The sequence below is a fragment of the Micromonospora sp. NPDC047730 genome, from assembly GCF_043204765.1.
In the GTDB taxonomy this organism is placed as follows: domain Bacteria; phylum Actinomycetota; class Actinomycetes; order Mycobacteriales; family Micromonosporaceae; genus Micromonospora.
This window is the reverse complement of sequence record NZ_JBIDCU010000002.1, coordinates 613,672-633,818: the sequence shown is the minus strand read 5'-3', so window position 1 is coordinate 633,818 and position 20,147 is coordinate 613,672. Positions and strand designations below refer to the sequence as shown.

The 20,147-nt window shown below is 73.5% G+C and carries 22 protein-coding genes, 3 tRNA genes and 1 riboswitch; of the genes, 11 read left to right on the top strand and 14 right to left on the bottom strand.

What is annotated here, in order from left to right; all coding sequences use genetic code 11:
* Positions 1 to 215 precede the first annotated feature (215 nt).
* Together ACGF5G_RS09120 and bluB are read right to left on the bottom strand one after the other, a co-directional pair.
* The gene (locus ACGF5G_RS09120; RefSeq protein ID WP_393260531.1) at positions 216 to 1,055 is read right to left on the bottom strand and encodes a Rieske 2Fe-2S domain-containing protein; all 840 of its coding nucleotides are present in this window, start codon (positions 1,053 to 1,055) and stop codon (positions 216 to 218) included.
* A 149-nt stretch (positions 1,056 to 1,204) separates the two neighbouring features.
* On the bottom strand, positions 1,205 to 1,834 hold the full coding sequence (gene bluB / locus ACGF5G_RS09115) for a 5,6-dimethylbenzimidazole synthase (protein ID WP_393260528.1): 630 nt from the start codon (positions 1,832 to 1,834) through the stop codon (positions 1,205 to 1,207).
* A 36-nt stretch (positions 1,835 to 1,870) separates the two neighbouring features.
* Positions 1,871 to 2,071: riboswitch (cobalamin riboswitch) on the bottom strand.
* A gap of 314 nt (positions 2,072 to 2,385) precedes the next feature.
* On the opposite strand from bluB, the gene ACGF5G_RS09110 reads away from it, so the two are divergent.
* Positions 2,386 to 3,303 (top strand): DMT family transporter, encoded by a 918-nt coding sequence (locus ACGF5G_RS09110; RefSeq protein WP_393260526.1) that lies wholly within the window; start codon positions 2,386 to 2,388, stop codon positions 3,301 to 3,303.
* A 42-nt stretch (positions 3,304 to 3,345) separates the two neighbouring features.
* Positions 3,346 to 4,107, top strand: a complete 762-nt coding sequence (locus ACGF5G_RS09105; protein ID WP_350702086.1) for a crotonase/enoyl-CoA hydratase family protein — start codon at positions 3,346 to 3,348, stop codon at positions 4,105 to 4,107.
* A gap of 23 nt (positions 4,108 to 4,130) precedes the next feature.
* Here the strand turns inward: ACGF5G_RS09105 and ACGF5G_RS09100 are convergent, their stop codons facing one another.
* Positions 4,131 to 5,606 carry a dihydrolipoyl dehydrogenase family protein gene (locus ACGF5G_RS09100; RefSeq protein WP_393260524.1) on the bottom strand — a complete coding sequence of 492 codons (1,476 nt, stop codon included), beginning with the start codon at positions 5,604 to 5,606 and terminating at the stop codon, positions 4,131 to 4,133.
* A gap of 90 nt (positions 5,607 to 5,696) precedes the next feature.
* Between ACGF5G_RS09100 and ACGF5G_RS09095 the strand changes: the two genes are divergently transcribed.
* Positions 5,697 to 6,761 (top strand): serine hydrolase domain-containing protein, encoded by a 1,065-nt coding sequence (locus ACGF5G_RS09095; protein ID WP_393260522.1) that lies wholly within the window; start codon positions 5,697 to 5,699, stop codon positions 6,759 to 6,761.
* Between the two features lie 118 nt (positions 6,762 to 6,879).
* Here ACGF5G_RS09095 and ACGF5G_RS09090 read toward each other — a convergent pair whose 3' ends face one another.
* Positions 6,880 to 7,818: a phytoene/squalene synthase family protein gene (locus ACGF5G_RS09090; protein WP_393260520.1), complete on the bottom strand. Its 939-nt coding sequence runs from the start codon at positions 7,816 to 7,818 to the stop codon at positions 6,880 to 6,882.
* A 65-nt stretch (positions 7,819 to 7,883) separates the two neighbouring features.
* On the opposite strand from ACGF5G_RS09090, the gene ACGF5G_RS09085 reads away from it, so the two are divergent.
* The 8 genes from ACGF5G_RS09085 to ACGF5G_RS09050 all read left to right on the top strand — a co-directional run bounded on the left by ACGF5G_RS09085 (position 7,884) and on the right by ACGF5G_RS09050 (position 13,519).
* Positions 7,884 to 9,035 carry a polyprenyl synthetase family protein gene (locus tag ACGF5G_RS09085; RefSeq protein ID WP_393260518.1) on the top strand — a complete coding sequence of 384 codons (1,152 nt, stop codon included), beginning with the start codon at positions 7,884 to 7,886 and terminating at the stop codon, positions 9,033 to 9,035.
* Positions 9,035 to 10,543, top strand: a complete 1,509-nt coding sequence (gene crtI / locus ACGF5G_RS09080; protein ID WP_393260516.1) for a phytoene desaturase family protein — start codon at positions 9,035 to 9,037, stop codon at positions 10,541 to 10,543. Before ACGF5G_RS09085 ends, crtI begins: the two co-directional genes overlap by 1 nt.
* A gap of 34 nt (positions 10,544 to 10,577) precedes the next feature.
* Positions 10,578 to 11,189 (top strand): isopentenyl-diphosphate Delta-isomerase, encoded by a 612-nt coding sequence (gene idi, locus ACGF5G_RS09075; RefSeq protein WP_393260514.1) that lies wholly within the window; start codon positions 10,578 to 10,580, stop codon positions 11,187 to 11,189.
* Positions 11,179 to 12,132 (top strand): MerR family transcriptional regulator, encoded by a 954-nt coding sequence (locus ACGF5G_RS09070; RefSeq protein WP_393260511.1) that lies wholly within the window; start codon positions 11,179 to 11,181, stop codon positions 12,130 to 12,132. Before idi ends, ACGF5G_RS09070 begins: the two co-directional genes overlap by 11 nt.
* A gap of 75 nt (positions 12,133 to 12,207) precedes the next feature.
* Complete coding sequence (locus tag ACGF5G_RS09065; RefSeq protein WP_393260508.1) at positions 12,208 to 13,008, top strand: polysaccharide deacetylase family protein; 801 nt, start codon at positions 12,208 to 12,210, stop codon at positions 13,006 to 13,008.
* 154 nt (positions 13,009 to 13,162) lie between these two features.
* Positions 13,163 to 13,235 (top strand) — tRNA-Glu (locus tag ACGF5G_RS09060).
* A 32-nt stretch (positions 13,236 to 13,267) separates the two neighbouring features.
* A tRNA-Asp gene (locus ACGF5G_RS09055) sits at positions 13,268 to 13,344 on the top strand.
* A 101-nt stretch (positions 13,345 to 13,445) separates the two neighbouring features.
* Positions 13,446 to 13,519: transfer RNA gene (locus ACGF5G_RS09050), tRNA-Phe, on the top strand.
* A 189-nt stretch (positions 13,520 to 13,708) separates the two neighbouring features.
* Here ACGF5G_RS09050 and ACGF5G_RS09045 read toward each other — a convergent pair.
* From ACGF5G_RS09045 to ACGF5G_RS09000, 10 genes are all read right to left on the bottom strand, one after another.
* Entirely contained in the window at positions 13,709 to 14,092 is a 384-nt protein-coding gene (locus ACGF5G_RS09045; protein WP_393260505.1) for a hypothetical protein, read from the bottom strand.
* A gap of 232 nt (positions 14,093 to 14,324) precedes the next feature.
* Complete coding sequence (locus tag ACGF5G_RS09040) at positions 14,325 to 14,696, bottom strand: hypothetical protein (RefSeq protein WP_393260502.1); 372 nt, start codon at positions 14,694 to 14,696, stop codon at positions 14,325 to 14,327.
* A 91-nt stretch (positions 14,697 to 14,787) separates the two neighbouring features.
* Positions 14,788 to 15,738, bottom strand: a complete 951-nt coding sequence (locus ACGF5G_RS09035) for a hypothetical protein (protein ID WP_393260500.1) — start codon at positions 15,736 to 15,738, stop codon at positions 14,788 to 14,790.
* Positions 15,739 to 15,883: 145 nt separating this feature from the next.
* A complete protein-coding gene (locus tag ACGF5G_RS09030; RefSeq protein WP_393260497.1) occupies positions 15,884 to 16,642 on the bottom strand; it encodes a hypothetical protein in 759 nt (252 codons plus the stop codon).
* A 207-nt stretch (positions 16,643 to 16,849) separates the two neighbouring features.
* Positions 16,850 to 17,194, bottom strand: coding sequence for a hypothetical protein (locus tag ACGF5G_RS09025; RefSeq protein ID WP_393260495.1), 345 nt, complete (start codon positions 17,192 to 17,194; stop codon positions 16,850 to 16,852).
* Complete coding sequence (dcd, locus tag ACGF5G_RS09020) at positions 17,191 to 17,784, bottom strand: dCTP deaminase (RefSeq protein WP_393260492.1); 594 nt, start codon at positions 17,782 to 17,784, stop codon at positions 17,191 to 17,193. Before dcd ends, ACGF5G_RS09025 begins: the two co-directional genes overlap by 4 nt.
* On the bottom strand, positions 17,771 to 18,136 hold the full coding sequence (locus ACGF5G_RS09015; protein WP_393260489.1) for a hypothetical protein: 366 nt from the start codon (positions 18,134 to 18,136) through the stop codon (positions 17,771 to 17,773). The genes dcd and ACGF5G_RS09015 overlap by 14 nt, the downstream gene beginning before the upstream one ends.
* Positions 18,136 to 18,903 (bottom strand): FAD-dependent thymidylate synthase, encoded by a 768-nt coding sequence (gene thyX, locus ACGF5G_RS09010; protein WP_393260486.1) that lies wholly within the window; start codon positions 18,901 to 18,903, stop codon positions 18,136 to 18,138. The genes ACGF5G_RS09015 and thyX overlap by 1 nt, the downstream gene beginning before the upstream one ends.
* A 187-nt stretch (positions 18,904 to 19,090) precedes the next feature.
* A complete protein-coding gene (locus ACGF5G_RS09005) occupies positions 19,091 to 19,741 on the bottom strand; it encodes a hypothetical protein (protein ID WP_393260484.1) in 651 nt (216 codons plus the stop codon).
* Positions 19,742 to 19,822: 81 nt separating this feature from the next.
* On the bottom strand, positions 19,823 to 20,044 hold the full coding sequence (locus ACGF5G_RS09000) for a hypothetical protein (RefSeq protein WP_393260482.1): 222 nt from the start codon (positions 20,042 to 20,044) through the stop codon (positions 19,823 to 19,825).
* Positions 20,045 to 20,147 lie beyond the last annotated feature (103 nt).

Genomic DNA, 20,147 nt, shown 5'->3' with positions numbered 1-20,147 from the left:
GGCCGCCACCGCCGCCCCTGACCCACCCCCGGGCGCCCTCGTTGATCATGAAGTTGTTGCAGCGACACGCCGATCAGGACGGCAACAACTTCATGATCAACCGGCGTGAGAGATCAACCGGCGTGAGAGATCAACCGGCGTGAGAGATCAACCGGCGTGAGGGGTGGGGCGGTGTGAGGGAGGGGGTGGGGTGGGGTGGGGTGGGGTGGGGTGGGTCAGGGGAGGCGGGTCTCCAGCATGCCGTTGACGATGCGGGTGGGCAGGACCTGCTGGTCGTTGCCGGACGGCCCGTGCACGACCTCGCCGCCGTTGAGCCGGAACGTGCTGCCGTGCCACGGGCAGACCACGCACGCGTGCCCGTCGATCTCCTGCACCTCGCCCTTGCCGAGCGGGCCGCTCTGGTGCGGGCAGCGCTCCAGCATCACGGTGACCTCGTCGCCGTGCCGGTAGAGGATCACCGAGACGTCGTCGATCTCCCGGGTGATCAGCTTTCGCTGCGGCAGGGCGGACATGTCCGCGATCGAGTGCCAGCCGTCGCTCATCCGGTGCAGCTCGGAGATGCTCTGGTTGACCTGCGCGCCCTGCTTGTACGCCAGGTGCCCGCCGATGTACGCCCCCGTGCTCGCGGCACTGAGCCCGAGGAAGCCGAGCGTACGGCCGAGGTTGTGCCGGCCGGTCATCCGGGCGGCCACGGAGCCGGCGTAGAACGCCAGGCCGATGCTGTTGGAGGCGGCGTGCACCAGGCCGATCCGGCGCTGGTCTCGGGCGAGGGCTGCCCAGTCGTTGAGCCCGGCGACCGCAGCCGGCAGGGCGCTGATGGTGCCCACCGCGCACAGCGTGGTGGCGGCGCGGCGCTGCCCCTGCATCAGGTCCAGCACGGCCGTGCTGAGCCACGCGCCGACCGGCACCTGCACCATCGCCGGGTGCAGCGGGTGCCCCAGCCAGACACCGTGCAGCAGGTCGCGAACGCGCCTTGGGCGGAGGGTGGCCTGGACGGCCCGCTGCAACCGGTCGCCGATCCGGTCCAGCGCGGAGGCCTGCTCGATCTTCGTCATGAGTGCTCGCACCCGTACCGACTTCCCGGCAGGAGCGACCGCAAACCGGTATCCGGTGACGGATCCGCAGCGGTGCGTGACGAGGTTTCTGCCGGCCCGGAACCAGGCGCGCCCGGCCGGATGGGCCCAGCCCTTCCGCGGTGGTGAGGTCAGCGGTCCGGCGACGTCCAGCGGTCGTGGTGGATCGCCTCGGCCAGCGGGCGCTTCTGCCGCCAGCCGTGCCGGGCCAGGTCGGGCACGGCCTCGAAGTGGGTGACCGGCCCGAGGCAGAGCCACGCCACCGGCCGTACGCCGTCGGGGATGCCGAGCAGCTCAGCCAGCCAGGGCTCCCGGTAGAACGACACCCACCCGACGCCGAGCCCCTCGGCGGTGGCGGCCAGCCAGAGGTTCTGGATGGCGAGGCAGGCCGAGTAGAGCCCGGTGTCGGCGATGGCGTGCCGCCCGAGCACGGCGGCGCCACCGCGGGCCGGGTCGTAGGTGACCACCACGGACAGGGTGGACTCCAGCACCCCGTCGATCTTGATGCGGGCGAACCGCTCGGCCGCCTCCCCGTCCAGGGTGGCGGCGAAGGTGTCCCGCTCGGCCTGGACGTGCTCGTGGAACCGGCGCCGCAGCTCGGGGTCGCGGACGAGTACGAAGTCCCAGGGCTGGGAGTAGCCGACGCTCGGCGCGGCGTGCGCCGCGGTCAGGACGCGGTGCAGCGTCTCGTCGGGCACCGGCGCCCCGGTGAACTGGCCGCGGACGTCCCGGCGGCGATGAATGACGTCGTAGAGATCCAAGGCAGGCTCCCGCTGCGCTCGGCCCACGCTCGGGGCGTGGGCACCTGACCGCGAGGCCGGTCTTCGGACTCCCGGATCGACGCCTGGCCGTCCGCCTTCCCGGCCCGGGCGGGCCAGTGGCTGCGCTCTCGCGCGTGGACGGTGGCTCCCCGGTCACCGCGGCGGGCCCGTGCCGGATTCGCACCGGCTTCCCGATTCTCCCCGCTCGCGCGGGGCACCTCACATGATCGTGCCGCCCGGCATGCTAGCGCCGCGCCAACCGGACCGGCGCTGCTGGGCCAGTCGGACGCCTGCGTCCGCCGCCCCGCCGCCGCCCGGCCGGACCTGCCAGGGACCGGACCGCCACCCGGCCGGACCCGCCAGGGCCGGACCCGCCAGGGCCGAACCCGCCAGGGACCGGACCGCCACCCGGATCCGCCACCCGGCCGGACCCGCCAGGGCCGAACCCGCCAGGGGCCGAACCCGCCAGGGACCGGACCGCCGCCCGGATCCGCCGGCCGGGCGGGGAAATCCGGTCGCGGGCCGCGCCGTCCGCGACCAGTGTGGTCCGGGTGTACGCACTCGCCTCCCGCCCGCTGCCGGCCGGCCACCCGGCGGCCCGACTGACCGTCGCCCTCGGCCGGCCCCGGGCCGTGCCGCCACCGCTGCTGATGCTGCTGGGCATGCTCTCCACCCAGGTCGGCGCGGCCGTCGCCAAGCAGCTCTTCGGCAGCACCAGCGCCGGCGGTACGACCACGCTGCGGCTCGGCTTCGCCGCGCTGATCCTGCTGCTCGTGGCCCGGCCCGGGCTGCGGCTGGGCTGGCGCGCCGCCGGCCTGGTCGGGGCGTTCGGGCTCACCCTGGCGCTGATGAACCTCGCCTTCTACGCGGCGCTGCACCGCGTGCCGCTCGGCGTGGCGGTCACCATCGGTTTCGCGGGGCCGCTGCTGGTGTCGCTCGCCGGCAGCCGCCGGCCCGCCGACGTGGCGTGGGCGGTCCTGGCGGGCGGCGGGGTGCTGCTGATCAGCGGGCTCGGCGGGACCGGGGTGGACCGGGTGGGGCTGCTGTTGTGCGTCGCCATCGCGGTCGGCTGGGCCGGGTACGTACTGCTCGGCAAGGCGGTCAGCGCCCGCGTGCCGGGCAGCCGGGGCCTCGCGCTGGGAATGGCCGTCGCCGCGCTCGCCGTACTGCCGTTCGGGGTCGCCGGCAGCGGCACGGCGCTGCTCGACCCGTGGACCCTCGCGCTGGGCGTCGCGGTGGCACTGCTGTCGTCGGTGCTGCCGTACTCGGCCGAACTGGCCGCGCTGCGCCGGATGCCGGCCCGGGTCTTCGCGATCCTGCTCAGCCTGGAGCCGGCGATCGGCGCGCTGGTCGGGCTGGTCCTGCTGGGCGAGCTGCTGGCCTGGCCGCAGGCGGCCGGGGTGGCGTGCGTGGTCGGCGCCGCGCTGGGCGCGACCCTGGTCCGGCCCGGCGCCGCGAAGGCGCGCTGACGCCCCCTGGCGCCGTCGGCACCACCGGGGCATGCTGTGCCGATGGGCGTACGCGTCGAGCACGACGGGCCGGTGACCACGGTGATCCTGGACCGCCCGGCGGCCCGCAACGCGGTCGACGGGCCGACGGCCCGGGCCCTGGCCGACGCGTTCCGCGCCTTCGAGGCCGACCCCGACGCGGCGGTGGCCGTGCTCTGGGGCGCCGGCGGCACGTTCTGCGCGGGGGCCGACCTGAAAGCGATCGGCACCCCGAGCGGCAACCGGGTCGAGCCGGAGGGGGACGGCCCGATGGGCCCGACCCGGATGACGCTCGGCAAGCCGGTGATCGCCGCGATCTCCGGTCACGCCGTGGCCGGCGGGTTGGAGCTGGCGCTCTGGTGCGACCTGCGGGTCGCCGAGTCCGACGCGGTCCTCGGGGTGTTCTGCCGGCGCTGGGGGGTGCCGCTGATCGACGGGGGGACGGTCCGGCTGCCCCGGCTGATCGGCGAGAGCCGGGCGATGGACCTGATCCTCACCGGCCGGCCGGTGCCGGCCGAGGAGGCGTACGCGATGGGGCTGGTGAACCGGCTGGTCGCCCCGGGTGAGGCGCGGGCGGCGGCCGAGCGGCTGGCGGCCGAGATCGCCCGGCACCCGCAAACCTGCCTGCGCAACGACCGGGCCGCCGTGCTGGCCGGCGCCGGCCAGCCGGAGCCGGCGGCGCTGGCGACCGAGCTGGCGTACGGGATGGACTCGCTCGCCGCCGACGCGGCGGCCGGGGCGGCCCGGTTCGCCGCCGGCGCCGGGCGGCACGGCGCGGCCGTCTAGCGCGGACGCGGCGGCACGGCCGTCTAGCGCAGGTGCCGCAGCGCGTCCTCGATGGCCCGGTGGAACGTCGGGTAGGCGTAGATCATGTGCCGGAGCCGGGCCAGCGGTACGGCCGCGTGCACCGCCACCACCAGCCCGGAGAGCACCTCGCCGCCGGCCGGCCCGACCGACGTCGCGCCGATCAGCACGCCCTGGTCGGCGTCGGCGACCAGCTTGACGAAGCCCTCGTTGCCGCTCCGGTGGATCCAGCCGCGCGCCGACGACGGCAGTTCGGCGAGGCCGACCTGCACGTTGATCCCGCGCTCGCGGGCCTGCCGTTCGGTGAGGCCGACCGCGCCGATCTCGGGGTCGGTGAAGGTGACCCGGGGCAGCGCGCGGTAGTCGGCGCGCGGCACCGCGCCGGCGGAGGCACCCGACCCGGTGGTGCCGGACGCGCTGACCGCGCCGGCCGCGCCGCCCGTCACGCGGGCCGTGCCGCTGGCGTCCGGCCCGCCGTCGGCGCGCCGGGCGTGGTCGAGCACGTCGGCGACGACGATCCCCGCCTGGTACATGGCGACGTGGGTGAACGCGCCCTCCCCGGTGACGTCGCCGACCGCCCACATCCCGTCGGTGACGCGCAGCCGGTCGTCGACGGCCAGGTACCGCTGGCCGGCGTCCACCCCGACGGTGTCCAGGCCCAACTCGTCGAGGTGGGCGCGGCGGCCGGTCACCACCAGCAGCCGCTGCCCGGTGAACTCCGCCCCGTCGGCCCCGTGCAGCGTGAAGCCGCGCCCGTCGTGGCGGACCCGCTCCGCCCGTACGCCGGTGTGGATCTCCACCCCGTCGGCGCGCAGCGCGGCGGCGGCCACCTCGGACGCCTCCGGCTCCTCGACCGCGAGCACCCGGTCCGCCGCCTCGACGACGGTGACCTGGACGCCGAACCTGGCGAACACCTGGGCCAGCTCCAGGCCGATCGCGCCGCCGCCCAGCACCAGCAGCGACTCCGGCAACTCCTCGACCTCGATCGCCTGGCGGTTGGTCCAGTACGGCGTGTCGGCCAGCCCGTCGACCGGCGGCACGGACGGCTTGGTGCCGGTGCCGAGCACGATCCCGTGCCGGGCCTGGAAGACCCGCCCGCCGACCCGGACCCGGCCGGGGCCGTCGAGGCGGGCGCTGCCCCGGACGAACCGGCCGCCCTTGCCGGTGAAGCGTTCCACGGCGACCGTGTCGTCCCAGGTGTCGGTGGCCTCCTCGCGGATCCGCTTCGCCACGGGTGCCCAGTCGGGCCGGACCTGGGCGGTGCCGGCGAGCCCGTCGACCCGGCGCGCCTCGGCGATCGCGTTGGCCGCCCTGATCATCATCTTGCTCGGGATGCACCCCCAGTACGGGCACTCCCCGCCGACCAGGTCACGCTCGACGCCGACGACGGTCAGCCCGGCCTCGGCGAGCCGCCCGGCCACCTCCTCGCCGCCGACCCCGAGCCCGACCACGACCACGTCCACCAGTTCCGGCTCCGCCATCCCGCCAGCATTCCGCACCGCCCGGTCTCCGACCACCCGGCCGGCGCGATATTCGCTGCCCGGGTGTCGTCGGCCGCCTACGGTGGCCGGATGCGCGCCCGCTTCTCCGCCGTCCACGACTGCTTCGCCGACCTGCTCGCCACCGGCCGGGAGACCGGGGCCGGCCTGGCGGTCTGGTACGCCGGGGAGCCGGTCGTCGACATCGTCGGCGGGGAACGGTCGCCGGGGCGGCCGTGGCTGCCGCAGACGCTGGTGAACGTCTACTCGGTCGGCAAGCCGGTCGCCGCGCTCTGCCTGCTGATGCTGGTCGACCGGGGCCGGCTCGACCTGGACGACCCGGTCTCCGCGCACTGGCCCGGCTTCCGCACCCCGGCCACCGTCCGGCAGGTGCTCACGCACACCGCCGGGCTGCTGGCCTTCCCGGTGCCCCGGCCCGCCGCCGCGATCGCCGACTGGGATCTGCTCTGCGCCGACCTCGCCGCCGCCGGGCCGGAGTGGCCGCCGGGTTCCGTCGCGGGCGAGCACGCCTGGACGTACGGGCATCTGGTGGGCGAGCTGGTGCGGCGGGTCGACGGGCGGTCGGTGGGCCGCTTCCTGGCCGAGGAGATCGCCGGGCCGTGGCGGCTGGACCTCGGCTTCGGCCTCGGCGAGGCGGACCGGCGGCGCTGCGCCGAGCTGCGGTACGGCGACCCGGGGTGGCCGGACCGGGTGGCCGGTGCGCCGGGCTCCCTCCGGGCGCGGGCGCTGGACAACCCGCCCGGCGGACGGGACCTGGCGGTGGTGAACGGCCCGCTCTGGCGGGGCGCGGAGGTGCCGGCGGTCAACCTGCACTCGACGGCGGGTGCCCTGGCCCGGCTCTACGCGGGCCTGCTCGCCGGCGGCGTCCTCGACGGCGTACGCCTGTTCGGTCCGGAGTTGGTGGCCGAGGCGACGCGGGTCCAGTACGACGGCGACGACCTGCTGCTGGGCCGGCGCACCCGGTGGACGCTGGGCATGCAGTGGGAGGAGGACGGGAGCTGGGGCATGGGCGGGATCGGCGGCAGTTCCGCCTGGGCCGACCCCGCGCGCGGCTACACCTTCGCCTACGCCACGTCCCACCTGGCCGACCACGACCGGGTCGACGCTCTGGTGGACGCCCTGCACTCCTGCCTCTGACCCGCTCCGACCGCCTCGGGCGGGTGCGGCCAGCGGGCGGCCGGCGCCACGGGCACCCGCCCCGGGTCGGGCGCGCCGCCGGCCCGGGGTGCGACCGCCGGAGCCGGACGGCAAACGGTCACGGGCTCGGCACGGGGACCGGGGCGGGCGCCCGGGCGGGCCCGGGGATCACCACGGGCGTGCCGGTCGGGGTGAGCAGGGCGCGGGCGGCCACCGCCAGCCGGCGGCGTCGCGACACCAGTGCCCGGCCGGCGAAGACGTCGTAGCCCTGCGCGGCCACCTCGTCGAGGATGCCGCCGTAGAGCGCGTACGCGGTGCGCATGCACGCCTGCGAGGCGGGCGCGAGCAGCGTGATACCGGGTGCCGCGGCGGCGTAGTGCGCCTGGGCGCGGCCCACCTCGTACGCGATCAGCTCCCGGATCCGGGGCGTGGCGCGCCCCCGGGCGCGGGCCTCGGTCAGCTCCTCTCGGGTGACGCCGAACAGGGCGAGGTCGTCGTCGGGCAGGTACGTCCGCCCGCGCTCGAGATCCTCGCCGATGTCCCGGATGAAGTTGGTGAGCTGGAAGGCGAAGCCGAGCTGGCGCGCCGGCTCGCGGGCCGCGGCCGGGTCGGAGCTGCCCAGGATCGGCAGCATCATCGTGCCGATGACGGCCGCCGAGCCCTCCATGTAGTCGAGCAGGTGGTCGTAGGTGCGGTACGAGGTGACCGTCAGGTCCATCGCCATGCTCTTGAGGAACGACACGAAGTCGTCCCGGTCCAGATCGAAGACGGCGATGGTGTGCAGCACGGCCGGGAGCAGCGGGTCGTCGACCGGCTGGCCGTGCAGCCCGGCGACGAAGCGGCCGGCCCAGTCGTCGAGCCGCGCCGCGCGCTCGGTCGGGGACAACTCCTCGGTCCGGTCGACGATCTCGTCCGTGTAGCGGGTGAACCCGTAGAGGGCGTGCACGTGCCGCCGTTTCCAGGCGGGCAGCAGCCGGGTCGCGAGATAGTAGGTGCGGCCGTGGCGTCTGTGCACCTCACGACAACGGTCATAGGCAGCGGTGAGATCCGTGTCCACCGGCCCTCCTCAAGTATCGACGCACCAATCGACGCAAGACGTAACCCTAGGGTACGCTCGGCCGCATGGCCAACGACGCAGTTGCCGGCAACACCCTCCGTGTCACGCCGGCAGGCCCGGGAGACGGGGACGACCCCGTCGGCGCGGTCCTGGCCGCGTACACGAGGGATCTGGTCGCGGCGGTGGACCGCACCCTGGCCGCCTTCCTGGCCGCCGAGGTCGCCTCGCTGGCCGAGATCGACGCGGCGATGGGCCGCTTCGCCGCGACGGCGCGCGACAGCGTGCTGGCCGGCGGCAAGCGGGTCCGGCCGACGTTCGCCTACTGGGGCTGGCGCGGCGCGGGGAGCGCGGAGCCCCTGCCGGCCGTGCTGCCGGCGTTCGCCGCCCTGGAGTTGCTGCACACCTTCGCCCTCGTGCACGACGACGTGATGGACGCCTCCGCCACTCGACGCGGCCGGCCGACCGTGCAGGTGGCGCAGGCCGCCCGGCACGCCGCCGCCGGGCACCGGGGCGACCCGCGCCGGTTCGGCGAGGCGGTCGCGGTGCTGGTCGGCGACCTCTGCGTGGTGTGGGCCGACCGGCTCCTCGCGCACGCCGCCCTGCCGCCGGCCCGGCTGCTCCACGTCCGCCGCTGCTACGACCAGATGCGGGTGGAGACGATCGCCGGGCAGTACCTCGACGTGCTCGGCGAGAGCGACGCGGCGAACTGGTCCGTCGACCGCGCGCTGCGGGTCGCCCGCTACAAGACCGCGAGCTACACGGTGCGGCGGCCGCTGCTCTTCGGCGCCTGCCTGGCCGGCGTCGACACCGACGCCCCGCTGATCGCCGCGTACACCCGCTACGGGCTCGCGGTCGGCGAGGCGTTCCAGCTCTGCGACGACCTGCTCGGCGTCTACGGCGACCCGTCGGCCACCGGCAAGCCGGCCGGCGACGACCTGCGCACCGGCAAGCCGACCGCGCTGCTCATGCTCGCCCGGCAGCTCGCCACGCCGGCCCAGCGGCGCGCGCTGGACCGGGTCGGCGACGGGGTGACGGACGCGGAGATCGCCCGGCTCGCCGGCGTCGTCGCCGACACCGGCGCGGTGGACCGGGTCGAGCGCATGATCTCCGACCGGGTCGCCGAGGCGCTCGCCGCGCTCGACGCCGCGTCGATCGACGAGACGGCACGCACCGCGCTGACCGGTCTCGCGACCGCCGCCACCAACCGGCGGGCTTGATGGGCAACTTCGTACAGGGGGGTGGTCGCGTGCGCACCGTGCACGGGCGTACGGACCGGGTGGTGGTGGTCGGCGCCGGCCTGGGTGGGCTGGCCTGCGCGCTGCACCTGGCGGGCAGTGGCCGACAGGTGACCGTGCTGGAGCGCGAGCCGGTGCCGGGCGGCCGGGCCGGCCGGCTCGGCGTCGACGGCTACGAGTTCGACACCGGCCCCACCGTGCTCACCATGCCGGACCTGATCGCCGAGGCGCTCGGCGCGGTGGGCGAGGAACTGGACGACTGGCTCGACCTGACCCCGCTCGACCCGGCCTACCGGGCCCACTACCCCGACGGGTCGACGCTGGACGTCATCACCGACACCACCCGGATGGCCGCCGAGATCGCCCGGGTCTGCGGCCCCCGCGAGGCCGACGGCTACCTGCGCTTCGTCGACTACGCCCGGAAGCTCTGGCAGTGGGAGCGCGCCGACTTCATCGAGCGCAACCTGGACGCGCCCACCGACCTGCTCACCGGCAACCTACTGCGGCTGCTGGCGGGCGGCGCCTTCCGCCGGCTCCAGACGAAGATCAACCAGTTCTTCCGCGACCCGCGCACCCAGCGGATCTTCTCCTTCCAGGCGATGTACGCCGGCCTCGCCCCGCACGACGCCCTGGCCATCTACGCGGTCATCGCGTATCTCGACTCGGTGGCCGGGGTCTACTTCCCGCGCGGCGGGATCCACGCGGTCTCCCGGGGCATGGCCGGCGCCGCCGAGAAACACGGCGTGCAGATCCGGTACGACACCACGGTGACCCGGGTGGAGACCGCGAACGGCCGGGCCACGGGCGTGCTGACCGCCGACGGGGAGCTGATCCCGGCCGACGTGGTGGTGCTCAACCCCGACCTGCCGGTCGCCTACCGCGACCTGCTGCCGCCGACCCGCCCCCGCAGGCTCACCTACTCGCCGTCCTGCGTGGTCCTGCACGTGGGATCCCGGCAGGGATATGGGAGGATCGCCCACCACAACATCCACTTCGGACGGTCCTGGAAGGGCACCTTCGATGAGGTCATCCGGCGCGGCGAGCTGATGAGCGACCCGTCCCTGCTGGTGACCAACCCGAGCCGGACGGACCCGTCGGTCGCGCCCGCAGGCCGGCACACCTACTACGTGCTCGCGCCGGTGCCCAACCTCCACCGGGCGCCGTTCGACTGGCGGGGCGACCTCACCGACCGCTACGCCGACCAGCTCGTCGGGACCCTGGAGGAGCGCGGCTACGTCGGCTTCGGCGCGGGCGTCGAGGTGCTGCGGGCCGTCACCCCGGCCGAGTGGGCCGAGCAGGGGATGGCCGCCGGCACCCCGTTCGCCGCCGCGCACACCTTCTTCCAGACCGGCCCGTTCCGCCCGTCGAACCTGCACCGGACGCTGCCGAACGTGGTCTTCGCCGGCTCGGGCACCCAGCCCGGCGTCGGCGTGCCGATGGTGCTCATCTCCGGCAAGCTCGCCGCCGGCCGCATCACCGGGGAATCCTGATGACCCTCGCCCGCACACCCGAAAGGCACCTGCCGTGACCACCCGCGAGAAGCACCTCGTCGAGCTCGTCGACGACGCCGGGCGCGCACAGGGCGAGACCACCGTGTCCGCCGCGCACCAGCCCCCGGGCCAGCTGCACCGCGCCTTCTCGGTGCTGCTCGTCGATCCCGACGGCCGGGTGCTGCTCCAGCGCCGGGCCGGGGTGAAGACCCGCTTCCCGCTGCGCTGGGCCAACTCGTGCTGCGGCCACCCCGTGCCCGGCGAGTCGCTGGTCGAGGCCGCCAACCGCCGGCTGCGCGAGGAGCTCGGCGCCGACCCGGTCGAGCTGACCGAGGTCGGGGTGTACGTCTACTACGCCGAGGACCCGGCCACCGGCCGGGTCGAGTTCGAGTACGACCACGTCCTGCGAGGCGGGTTCCGGCCGGGCACGCCGCTGCTGCCCGACCCCGACGAGGTGGCCGAACTGCGCTGGGTCGACCCCGTCGAGCTGGCCGCCGACCTCGACGCCGATCCCCGCGCGTACGCGCCCTGGCTGGGCGGGGTGGTGAACCGGCTGCTGCGGCCGACCGTCGGCCCGCCGAACGCGGCCACGAACCCCTCCGCGCTGCCGGCGGACGACGCGTCGGAGCGGTCGGGTGGCCGATGAGGCGCTGAGCGCGGGGGCGGTGGCCAGGCAGCTGGGGGTCGCCGTCACCACCCTGCGCACCTGGCACCAGCGCTACGGGCTCGGCCCGAGCGAGCACGTACCGGGACACCACCGGCGCTACACGCCGGCCGACCTCGCGCGCCTGGAGATCATGCGGCGGCTCACCGCCCAGGGGGTCACCCCCGCCGAGGCGGCCCGCTGGGCCCGTCGGACGCCGGAGACCGCACCCGCCGCCGGCGCCGGTGCCCGCCCGCCCGCACGTACCGCCGGTACGCGGGACGGCGGCGGCCCGACGATTCCGGTCGGCCGGGCCGGGCCGGCCGCCCGGGGGCTGGCCCGTGCCGCCATGCGGCTGGACTCGGTGGCCATCAGCGAGGCGATCGCGCACGCCGTCGAGGCGGACGGGGTGGTCGCCACCTGGGACGGGCTGCTGCGCCCGGTGCTCGTCGGCATCGGGGAGCGGCACGCGGCCACCGCCGGCCTGATCGAGGTCGAACACCTGGTGTCCCGGTGCGTGTCGGAGGCGTTCGCGGCGGTCGCCCGGGCCGGCGCGCCCACCGGGCCGCCGCGCGTCCTGCTCTCCTGCGCCGACGAGGAGCAGCACAGCCTGCCGCTGGAGGCGCTCGCCGCCGCGCTCGCCGAGGCCGGGGTGGGCTACCGGATGCTCGGTGCCCGGGTGCCGGCGGCGGCGCTGGTCGAGGCGGTCAACCGGACCGGGCCGGCCGCCGTGGTCGTCTGGTCGCACGCCCCGGCCACCGCCGACCCCGCCCAGCTCACCGCCCTGCTCGCCGCGCCCCGCCGGCCGCTGCTGGTGCTCGCCGCCGGGCCCGGCTGGCCGGCGGACTCGCTGCCCGCCGGGGTGGTGCGGCCGCTCGACCTCACCGAGGCGGTCTCGCTCGCGCTGGCCGTACACGACTCGCTGGGCCAGTCCACCACCGGCTGACCGGGGTGCCGGGACGGAAAGCCGTCCACTAGCGTCGGGGGGTCCGCCGACCCCGACCCCCTTCGGGAGCGAACGATGCGCCCACGCGCCGTACTGGCATCCGGTCTGGCCCTTGCCCTCCTCCTCGGCGGCTGCGGTGACACCTCCGCATCCCCGCCGGAGGCGGCCGGCCCCAGCCCCGTCGCCTCCGCGCCGCTGCCGCCGGGGCCGACCCCGACGGCCAGCCCGCGCCCGACCCGCAGCACCCCGCCGCCCAAACGCCCGGTCCGGCCGCTGCCCAGCAAACTGCCGCCGGGCCTGCAGCGCAGCACCGGCGTACGGGCCGTGGCGCTGACCTTCGACGACGGGCCCAACCCGGTCTGGACACCGAAGATCCTCGACCACCTCCGCGCGGCGCGGGTCACCGCCACGTTCTGCGTGGTGGGCACCCAGGCCCGCCGCCACCCCGACCTGGTGCGGCGGATCGTGCGGGAGGGGCACCAGCTCTGCAACCACAGCTGGCACCACGACCTGGACCTCGCCCGGCGACCGGTCGCCGACATCCGCAGCGACCTGGCCCGCACCAACGCGGCGATCCGGGCCGCGGTGCCCGGGGCCAAGGTGCCGTTCTACCGGCAGCCGGGCGGCCGGTGGACGCCCGAGGTGGTGTCGGTCGCCAAGCAGCTGGGCATGCGGTCGCTGCACTGGAACGTCGACCCGCAGGACTGGGGCAAGCCCACCACCGCGACGATCACCAATCGGGTACGCGCCGCGGCCCGGCCCGGGTCGGTCGTGCTGCTGCACGACGGGGGCGGCGATCGGGCCGCGACACTGGCCGCCTGCCCGCACCTGATCACCGACCTGAAGCGGCGCTTCGGCATCGCCCGGCTCCGCTAGACCGGCCCTGACCTGCGGTTTTGTGGCTCGTTGTGGCCAGGGCCATACCGGTTTGGTCGAGGGGCCGACCATCACGTAAGCTATCCAAGCCTCCGGCGGGGCCGGATGGGAGCAAGTCCGCTTGAAGTTGCGAGTGTGCAATGATGGCGGGGCCGCCCTCATCGTCTAGCGGCCCAGGACGCCGCCCTTTCAAGGCGGTAGCACGGGTTCGAATCCCGTTGGGGGCACGGTCCGGCTTCGGTCGGAGGCAACAAAGCTAGGTCCTGTGGAGCAGTTGGAGTGCTCGCCGCCCTGTCAAGGCGGAGGTCGCGGGTTCAAGTCCCGTCAGGACCGCCAGCGCTGACGCCGCGCCCACCACGCGCGGCGTTCTGCGTATCGGAGCGTGTGACCCTCCCGGCGGACAGCCCGCCGTGCGGGTAGCATGAACCGAGCAACACGGCCAGGTAGCTCAGTTGGTACGAGCGTCCGACTGAAAATCGGAAGGTCGGCGGTTCGACCCCGCCCCTGGCCACATAGCCTTTCGCCGGGCTAAAAGGGCGGTGACCTGCGGAAACGCGGTCACCGCCCTTTCTCTTTGCCGGAGTCAGATATTGATGAAGTCCCCCACTACTCAGCGTATGGGCGCACCGTGGGCACACGGTGCGCCCCCGCGGTCTCACGAAGGTTCGCGTGGCGCGACTCGCCGAAGGGGTTTCTGGTTCTAGGTCATGCTGCGCAGGTGCCCACGCTGGCGCCGGGTGCTCGTGTGACGTGAATCACTAGCCGGCGGGATCGCGTCAGCCAGGCGCGCGACGGCGTCCTGAACGCCCTGCTGGTACGCGTCGATGGTCCGGGCGATGGCCCGGATCGACAGGGTGAAGCCCCAGATGATCACGGCACTGACACCAAGGCCGACGACCAGGGCGATCGTCAGGCTGGTTGCGATGCTCGCCTTCCACTCGGGGTTGCTCAGGGCCACGGCGTAGATGACCACGACCGACAGTAGCGAGATCGAGAACAACATCCAGCCGATCCAGATGCCAATCCTGCGGAGGTCGATCCGAAAAGCCCACGCGGCGGCCTGCGCCTTCCCGGCCTTGATCATGTGGTGCTCCGTTCTGTGCTTGTCGCTGGCTGACCGGCGGACGTCGTGGCTGCTGAGCTTCCCTCCGACCGGGCCGCACCAGTCGATCATATGTTCGAATATCCTGCCAGGGCGCGTTGTGTGCGCCCAAGTCGATCGAGGCGAGGCTGCCCAAGGGTCTGAGGGCGGCCTGGCCTTGCGTCCGAGCCGGGTCCCCAGCTCTTGGCTGGGGCCCGGCCTGCGGCGTGCGAACTTACGGACGGAAGCGGTGCCCCGAAGGGTGAGGCCGGAGGGGGCGCACGTTGTCCCTGGGGGGAGGCAGCGCGTGGAGGAGCTGCCCGAGGCCGGCTTCGATGGCTTCGTGCACGCCGTGCAGTACGCCGTCGGCGTAGTCGAAGCAGGAGCGTTCTACGGCGGATTCGATGGCGGTGATGATGATGGCGCCCACGAGCAGGGCTCCGCCGATGACTGCGAGGGTGGCCACGCCGACGGTCACCATCAGGTGGCCCGTTGTCAGTTCTGCGCCGTCTACGAGAACGTCCTTGGCCATGACGGCGAACCACATTCCGGCGCCGATGTCCAGGACGGAGCCAGTGAAGGCCATGGTGCGGGTGATGCTCTTCATGGGGATGTGCTCCGATCGCGCTGAAGTTCAGGGAAACGGCCTGGCGGCGTCGGGCTGCTGCCCGAGCCGGCGGCTGCGGCGTCGTTCCCTGCTACGCGGGGCCGGGGGTCGGTTTCGGTGCGCGGCCGGCAGGCCGGTGCGGCTCACTGGCGGGAGCGATGGTGCCGTGCAGGACGGGCAGGGTGGGCTGCGTAGGAAGCGCGGCCGGACTGCTGTCCAAGCAGTTGTGCTGCGCGGCCTGGCTCAGGGGCGCGGGTTGGCCCGTCGGGTCCGGTAGCTCGCCAGAGGCGTCAGCGGGTTCGCGGGAATCACCGGCGGGCTCGGATATGCGCTGAGCGCCTCCCGAGTCGGCCCTGGGGCCCTCTGTCGTCGGCCTGCTTTCGGCGTAGGTGCCGGTGGGCATGCTTGCCGGTTCGGGTGTCGGGGCCCCGGCGCTCGGCGATGAGGTGGCTCCTGGTGTGGGCGCCGCTGGCTCTTCGGTTTCGATCAGCTCAAGTGGCAGCGGCAGAAGTGGCTGGTCGTCAGGGCTCGGCGTGCCGAGGATGGGAGCCAGCGGCGCCGTCGCGTCGTCGACGGTGTCGCCGAGTGCCGGGGAGATCGTTCCGACGTCTTCGCCAACGGTGTCGACGGTGGTGGCGACCGGCGTTCGAATGGCGGTCAGCGGAGTGCGGACCGGCTCGGGTGCGGCGTCGAGCACCTCGCCGACAAGCTGCGTGACGGGCTCGGTGGCGCGCTGCGTCTCTTGCAGCGCGTGTCGGATCGGGCGGGTGACCTCAGTGGTCAGGTGCTCGACCGGGTTTTCCTGCGTGGCGCGGGGCTTGCCGTTGTTGGCTCGTCGGTCCGGCCCTTGGGGCTTCACGGCCTCTGGCGCCTGACTTGCAAAGCCCTTGGGTGGCTTGACAGTCGGGGCGGGCAGGGCGCGCGGGGGCTGGTCGTTGGCGTAGGCCGGGTCGTCGGCGGCGGCCATGAGGGCGAAGCCGAGAATGGCGCCCGCTCCGGCGAGGCCGAGTCGCAGCGCGGTTCGGGCAAGGCGTGCGGTCACGGCGATCACCTCCGGGCGGGGGTAGGTCCGTCGGCAACGTGGGCCAGTGCAGAGTCTTCGGTTTTGTAACCGGAAGATCACTTCGTGCGTCACGATACGACATCGAACCCGGTGGTGCCTACCCGCTTTGGCGGTTTGACCTGGCTTACTGGCTGGCGCGGGTGAGGACGTGCCGGGCGGCGCGCTCGGCGGCCACCTCTGCCTGCTCCTTGGTGATTTCGCGGATTGCCCAGAGCCGGGCGATCTTCGCGAGCTTGTCTGCGGCGTCCTGCAGGGGGTGTTCGCTGGCGCGGTGCCAGGTGGCGGTGAGCAGGTCAGGGGCCTCGGCGAACTGCTTGGCCAGGCGCAGGATCTTCGCTTCGTTGCCGCTGGCGCGTTCGGTGGTGTAGCCGGGGGGCATCGGCAGGTTCTCGGCGGTCCAGCCGGGCGTCTGGCCGGCGGCGCGCCACTGCTCGATCAGGGCGACGGCGTCCTGCGAGTTGGTGATCACGGAGACGGGGTTGGCGTTGGGCAGCTGCTCCAGGGCCCAGAAGATGGCGCGCAGCTCGGAGCCGAACGCGCGGTCGCCGACGACGGCCTTGGGCTGGGTGGCGGTGCCGAGTCCGTACTGGCCGTTCTCGGCGACGTAGCCCCAGCTGATCGGGTACCAGGGCGGTCCGGCGGGGTTGTGCTTGTGGGAGCCGTTGCAGCCGACGACGATCGGCACGTCCTCGGCGATCTCGAAGCCGGGGATCTGGCCCTGGATGGCCTGCTTGTCGCGGGAGACCTGCCGGCCGCGGCCGTAGGCCAGTTCGCGGGGCTTCGGCGGCCGGCCGGGGCCGGGCTCGTTGCAGATGGTCTGGGAGAACTTCTCCCGCAGTTCCTCGGGGTGTTCCCAGCCGTCGCCGGCGGGCACAACAATCACGTCGCACACGTCGCACAGGTGCGGGTTCGTAATGCCTTCGCCGGTCCAGGTCACGGCAGACAGCCTAACGCTCCGTGCGGTCAGGGGCCGCACGCGTTACCCGCGGTGAGGGCGGCACGTCCCGAGCCATCAGGTACGTCATCGCGGGCACCGGGTCGCCCAGCTCGGGGGCGGCGATGTCGGCGCGAGGGAAGGTCCAGTGGCGGGTCAGGTCGACCACGGCGACGGCTTCGATCTCGTGGGTGTCGACGAGCTGCCGGACCGGCCAGCGGCGCCACCGCATCCACCACCGACCCCGGTAGGTGGCCTTGAAGTGGTCCCACCAGGTGGCGAACCGTGCCGTCTCTCGATCTGCTCGCGGCGGCGCTCGGTGACCCGCTCGTCGGGCAGTTGCCGGGCCAGGACGTAGGTCGTGAGGTCGTAGACCATCTCGTCGAGCCGCCGGCGGATCTCCAGCCGGTCCGCGGCGAACGCGCCGAGATCCGACCGGATGCCGACGCGCAGTTGGTCGAGGACGACCGGCTCGTAGGCTCGCTCGCTCAGCCAGCTCACGCCGCCTCCTGGGTGGGCCAGACGCGCCAGTTGCGCCACGATCGGCTCGGGGTGGGGCCGCGCTGGCCGTTGTAGCGCGAGCCGGCCGCCGCGGAGCCGTAGGGGTGCTCGGCGGGGGTGAACATCGGCAGGACGCACAGCTGGCCAATGAGCATGCCGGGGTGCAGCAGGATGGGGCGGGGATTGTGATTGACCAGCTCCAGGGTGATCTGGCCGGAGAAGCCGGGGTCGATGAACCCGGCGGTGATGTGGGTGGCCAGGCTGAGGCGGCCGATGCTGCTCTTGCCCTCGAATCGGCCGGCGAGGCTGTGGTCGAGGGTGACGGTCTCGACGGTGCAGGCGAGCACCGACTGGCCGGGCTCCAGCCGGAAGGACCAGCCCTCGGGGATCTTGAAGGGCAGCATCTTCGGCTCACATGCCGGATCGACCACCGGGTAAGGCTCGTCGGGCTGGATTTTCGGCCAGAGCAGCAGGTCGCGGTCGAGGCGAAGGTCGATGCTGGCTGGCTGGATCAGCTCGGGCTCGAACGGGTCGATGGCCAGCCGCTGCTCGGCGATGGCCTGGCGCAGGTCCCGGTCAGACAGCAGCATCGCCGGTTCCCTTCGCGGCGTCGCGGGCCAGCATGTTCTCCTTGATGTGCATGGCCATGGTCAGCGTCGCGTAGTACGCGATTACCAGGTCGTGGCCTTCGACGATGGCTTGCTTGAGGTAGACGGCCAGGTCGAGGCATTCCTCGTAGGCGTCGCGCAGGGCGTCGCGACCGTTGTTGGCCTGCAGGTAGGTGCCGTAGCGCTCGATGCCCAACTGCTCGCGGTCGAGCAGGTCGGCGCTGACGTCGGCGGCCACCGGCGGGATCGCGTCGAGCAGGTCGGCGCGCACCATCGACTGGATCGAGCGTCCGCCGTTCGGCGTCGGCAGGGGCTGCTCAATGTGCTCGGGCATCAGTGCTGCTCTGCATGTGGGGTTGCGGCGACCTCCGTGCCGTCGGACAGTCGGCTGATGGTGAAGTCGCCGAAGACGTTCGGAGCGATCTCCTGGAGCTGACGCAGGCACTCCACCGCCAGCTCGCGGATCTCGACGTCGGCGTGCTCCGTGGCGCGCATGGCGATGAAGTGCCGCCAGGCCCGGTAGTTGCCGGTGACCACGATCCGCGTCTCGGTGGCGTTGGGCAGGACGGCGCGGGCCGCCTGGCGGGCCTGCTTGCGCCGCAGCGTGGCGTTCTCCACGTCGGCGAACTTGCGCTCCAGGCCGTGCAGCAGCTCGTTATAGGCGGCCACGGCGGCGTCGGTGGCTTCGGTGAACCGGCGGTGCAGGTAGGGGTCGGAGGCGATGACGCCGGGCTCAACCATGGCGGCGTCGCGCTCCCGGACGTACCGCTGGGACAGTTGGGAGTACGAGAAGTGCCGATGGCGGATCAACTCGTGGGTGAACGAGCGGGAGACGCCGGTGAAGTAGAAGCTGGCCGAGGCGTGCTCCAGCACCGAGAGGTGTCCGACCTCCAGGATGTGCGCGAGGTAGCCGGCGTTGGTGGCCGTGGCCGGGTTCGGTCGGCTCCAGCTCTGGTAGCAGGCGCGGCCGGCGAACTCCGCGAGAGACTGGCCCCCAGATGCGCCCCCGTAGGCGTTGAAGTCGGGGTTCCACGGGACGTTGTCCGGCGGGGCGAAGCTGGTCCAGGCGATGAGCTTGACCTGCGGCTGGGCGGCGTGCATGCGCTCTCCTTGGGGATGGTGCCCAGCTCGCGGCCAGGCGGAGGCCATCCCACAGGCAAGCCGGCGGCCGAAGGTGCGGCAATTCGGCGGGTCACCACCTTGGCATCATTTAATACATCCAATGGGTAGACGAGGATGCCCGCCGGGCTCGTGGCTGAGGCCACGGACCCAGCGGGCGTCGGCTAGATCAGCTGCTGCGGCGGGCGAGGATCTCGGCGACCTGCTCCTGGTGCAGCTCCCGCTCCAGGCACCCGGGGCAGAGCTTGCGCTTGTGCGGCTCCATGCGGACGGGGATGCCAACAACCTCGCTCTTGCACCGTGTGCACGGGTACGGCTCGTTGGCGCGTAGCTCGCCGGCGCGCACCCGCACCTCGCAGGTGACGCATCGTGGCTGCTTGTCGGAGCCGACGACGGTGGCGTCCTCACCGCAGTCCTCCACGCATCGGCGGGTGGACAGGTTGCTGTGGCTGTCGAAGATCGCGCTGCAGTAGCCGCACTGGAAGTTGTCGCCGTTGTGATACGTGTCGACCCGGCAGAACGGGCACGGCGGGTACGGAAATTCCAGCTCGCGCTCCTCCGGCTTCGACAGCGCGGCCACCTCGGACGCCAGTGGGTGGGGCTCGACGTGGGCCATCGGCACCGGCCGGAAGGCGCCGTACAGCATCACCGTCGGCTCACTTCCCGCCTCGGGCCTGTACGCGAAGTCGATCTCGGGCTCGTCCTCGCGGTCGCCGCCCAGCCAGTGCAGGACCGGCACTCCGTCCGGGTGCGCCTTGCGCCACTCGGCGACGGCGGCCTTGACTTCGTCCGCGGTCAGCGCGGTTTCGGTGGTGGACACGCTCTCTCCTTGCTCGATCGGTTGCTTTGGCCTGGCTGCCACCGCGCCCGCCCGGCTTTTGGCCAGGCGGGACGGAAGCGGTCAGTTCGAGGTGCGCGTGGGTGCGAGCGGGCCGATGTGCCTGGGGTGCCGCAGGGCGACGTCGCAGGGCCAGCTCGACATCCAGCCGTCGCCCCAGCAGCTGGCGCAGAACCAGCCGGCGGGCGTGCAGGTGTCGATGTAGTGCGGCACGTGGAAGCGCGGCGGCAGGGCCAGGCGCACCTCCTCGTCCAGCTCCCAGACGGACTGCGTAGGGCTACTCACCCCCATGATCCAGCGTGGTACCCCCGGGCGTCCGGCCTTGCAGTGCGCGCACGGGTCGCCGCCACCGCACGCATCGTGAGACTGGACGGGGTCGGCGCGAAAG

Bases quoted from the DNA above. Each gene is read 5' to 3' on its own strand.
- ACGF5G_RS09120 (WP_393260531.1), bottom strand. From the start codon at position 1,055: ATGACGAAGATCGAGCAGGCCTCCGCGCTGGACCGGATCGGCGACCGG.
- ACGF5G_RS09105 (WP_350702086.1), top strand. From the start codon at position 3,346: ATGGGCGTACGCGTCGAGCACGACGGGCCGGTGACCACGGTGATCCTG.
- ACGF5G_RS09100 (WP_393260524.1), bottom strand. From the start codon at position 5,606: ATGGCGGAGCCGGAACTGGTGGACGTGGTCGTGGTCGGGCTCGGGGTC.
- ACGF5G_RS09095 (WP_393260522.1), top strand. From the start codon at position 5,697: ATGCGCGCCCGCTTCTCCGCCGTCCACGACTGCTTCGCCGACCTGCTC.
- ACGF5G_RS09085 (WP_393260518.1), top strand. From the start codon at position 7,884: ATGGCCAACGACGCAGTTGCCGGCAACACCCTCCGTGTCACGCCGGCA.
- crtI (WP_393260516.1), top strand. From the start codon at position 9,035: ATGGGCAACTTCGTACAGGGGGGTGGTCGCGTGCGCACCGTGCACGGG.
- ACGF5G_RS09065 (WP_393260508.1), top strand. From the start codon at position 12,208: ATGCGCCCACGCGCCGTACTGGCATCCGGTCTGGCCCTTGCCCTCCTC.
- ACGF5G_RS09045 (WP_393260505.1), bottom strand. From the start codon at position 14,092: ATGATCAAGGCCGGGAAGGCGCAGGCCGCCGCGTGGGCTTTTCGGATC.
- ACGF5G_RS09040 (WP_393260502.1), bottom strand. From the start codon at position 14,696: ATGAAGAGCATCACCCGCACCATGGCCTTCACTGGCTCCGTCCTGGAC.
- dcd (WP_393260492.1), bottom strand. From the start codon at position 17,784: ATGCTGCTGTCTGACCGGGACCTGCGCCAGGCCATCGCCGAGCAGCGG.
- ACGF5G_RS09015 (WP_393260489.1), bottom strand. From the start codon at position 18,136: ATGCCCGAGCACATTGAGCAGCCCCTGCCGACGCCGAACGGCGGACGC.
- thyX (WP_393260486.1), bottom strand. From the start codon at position 18,903: ATGCACGCCGCCCAGCCGCAGGTCAAGCTCATCGCCTGGACCAGCTTC.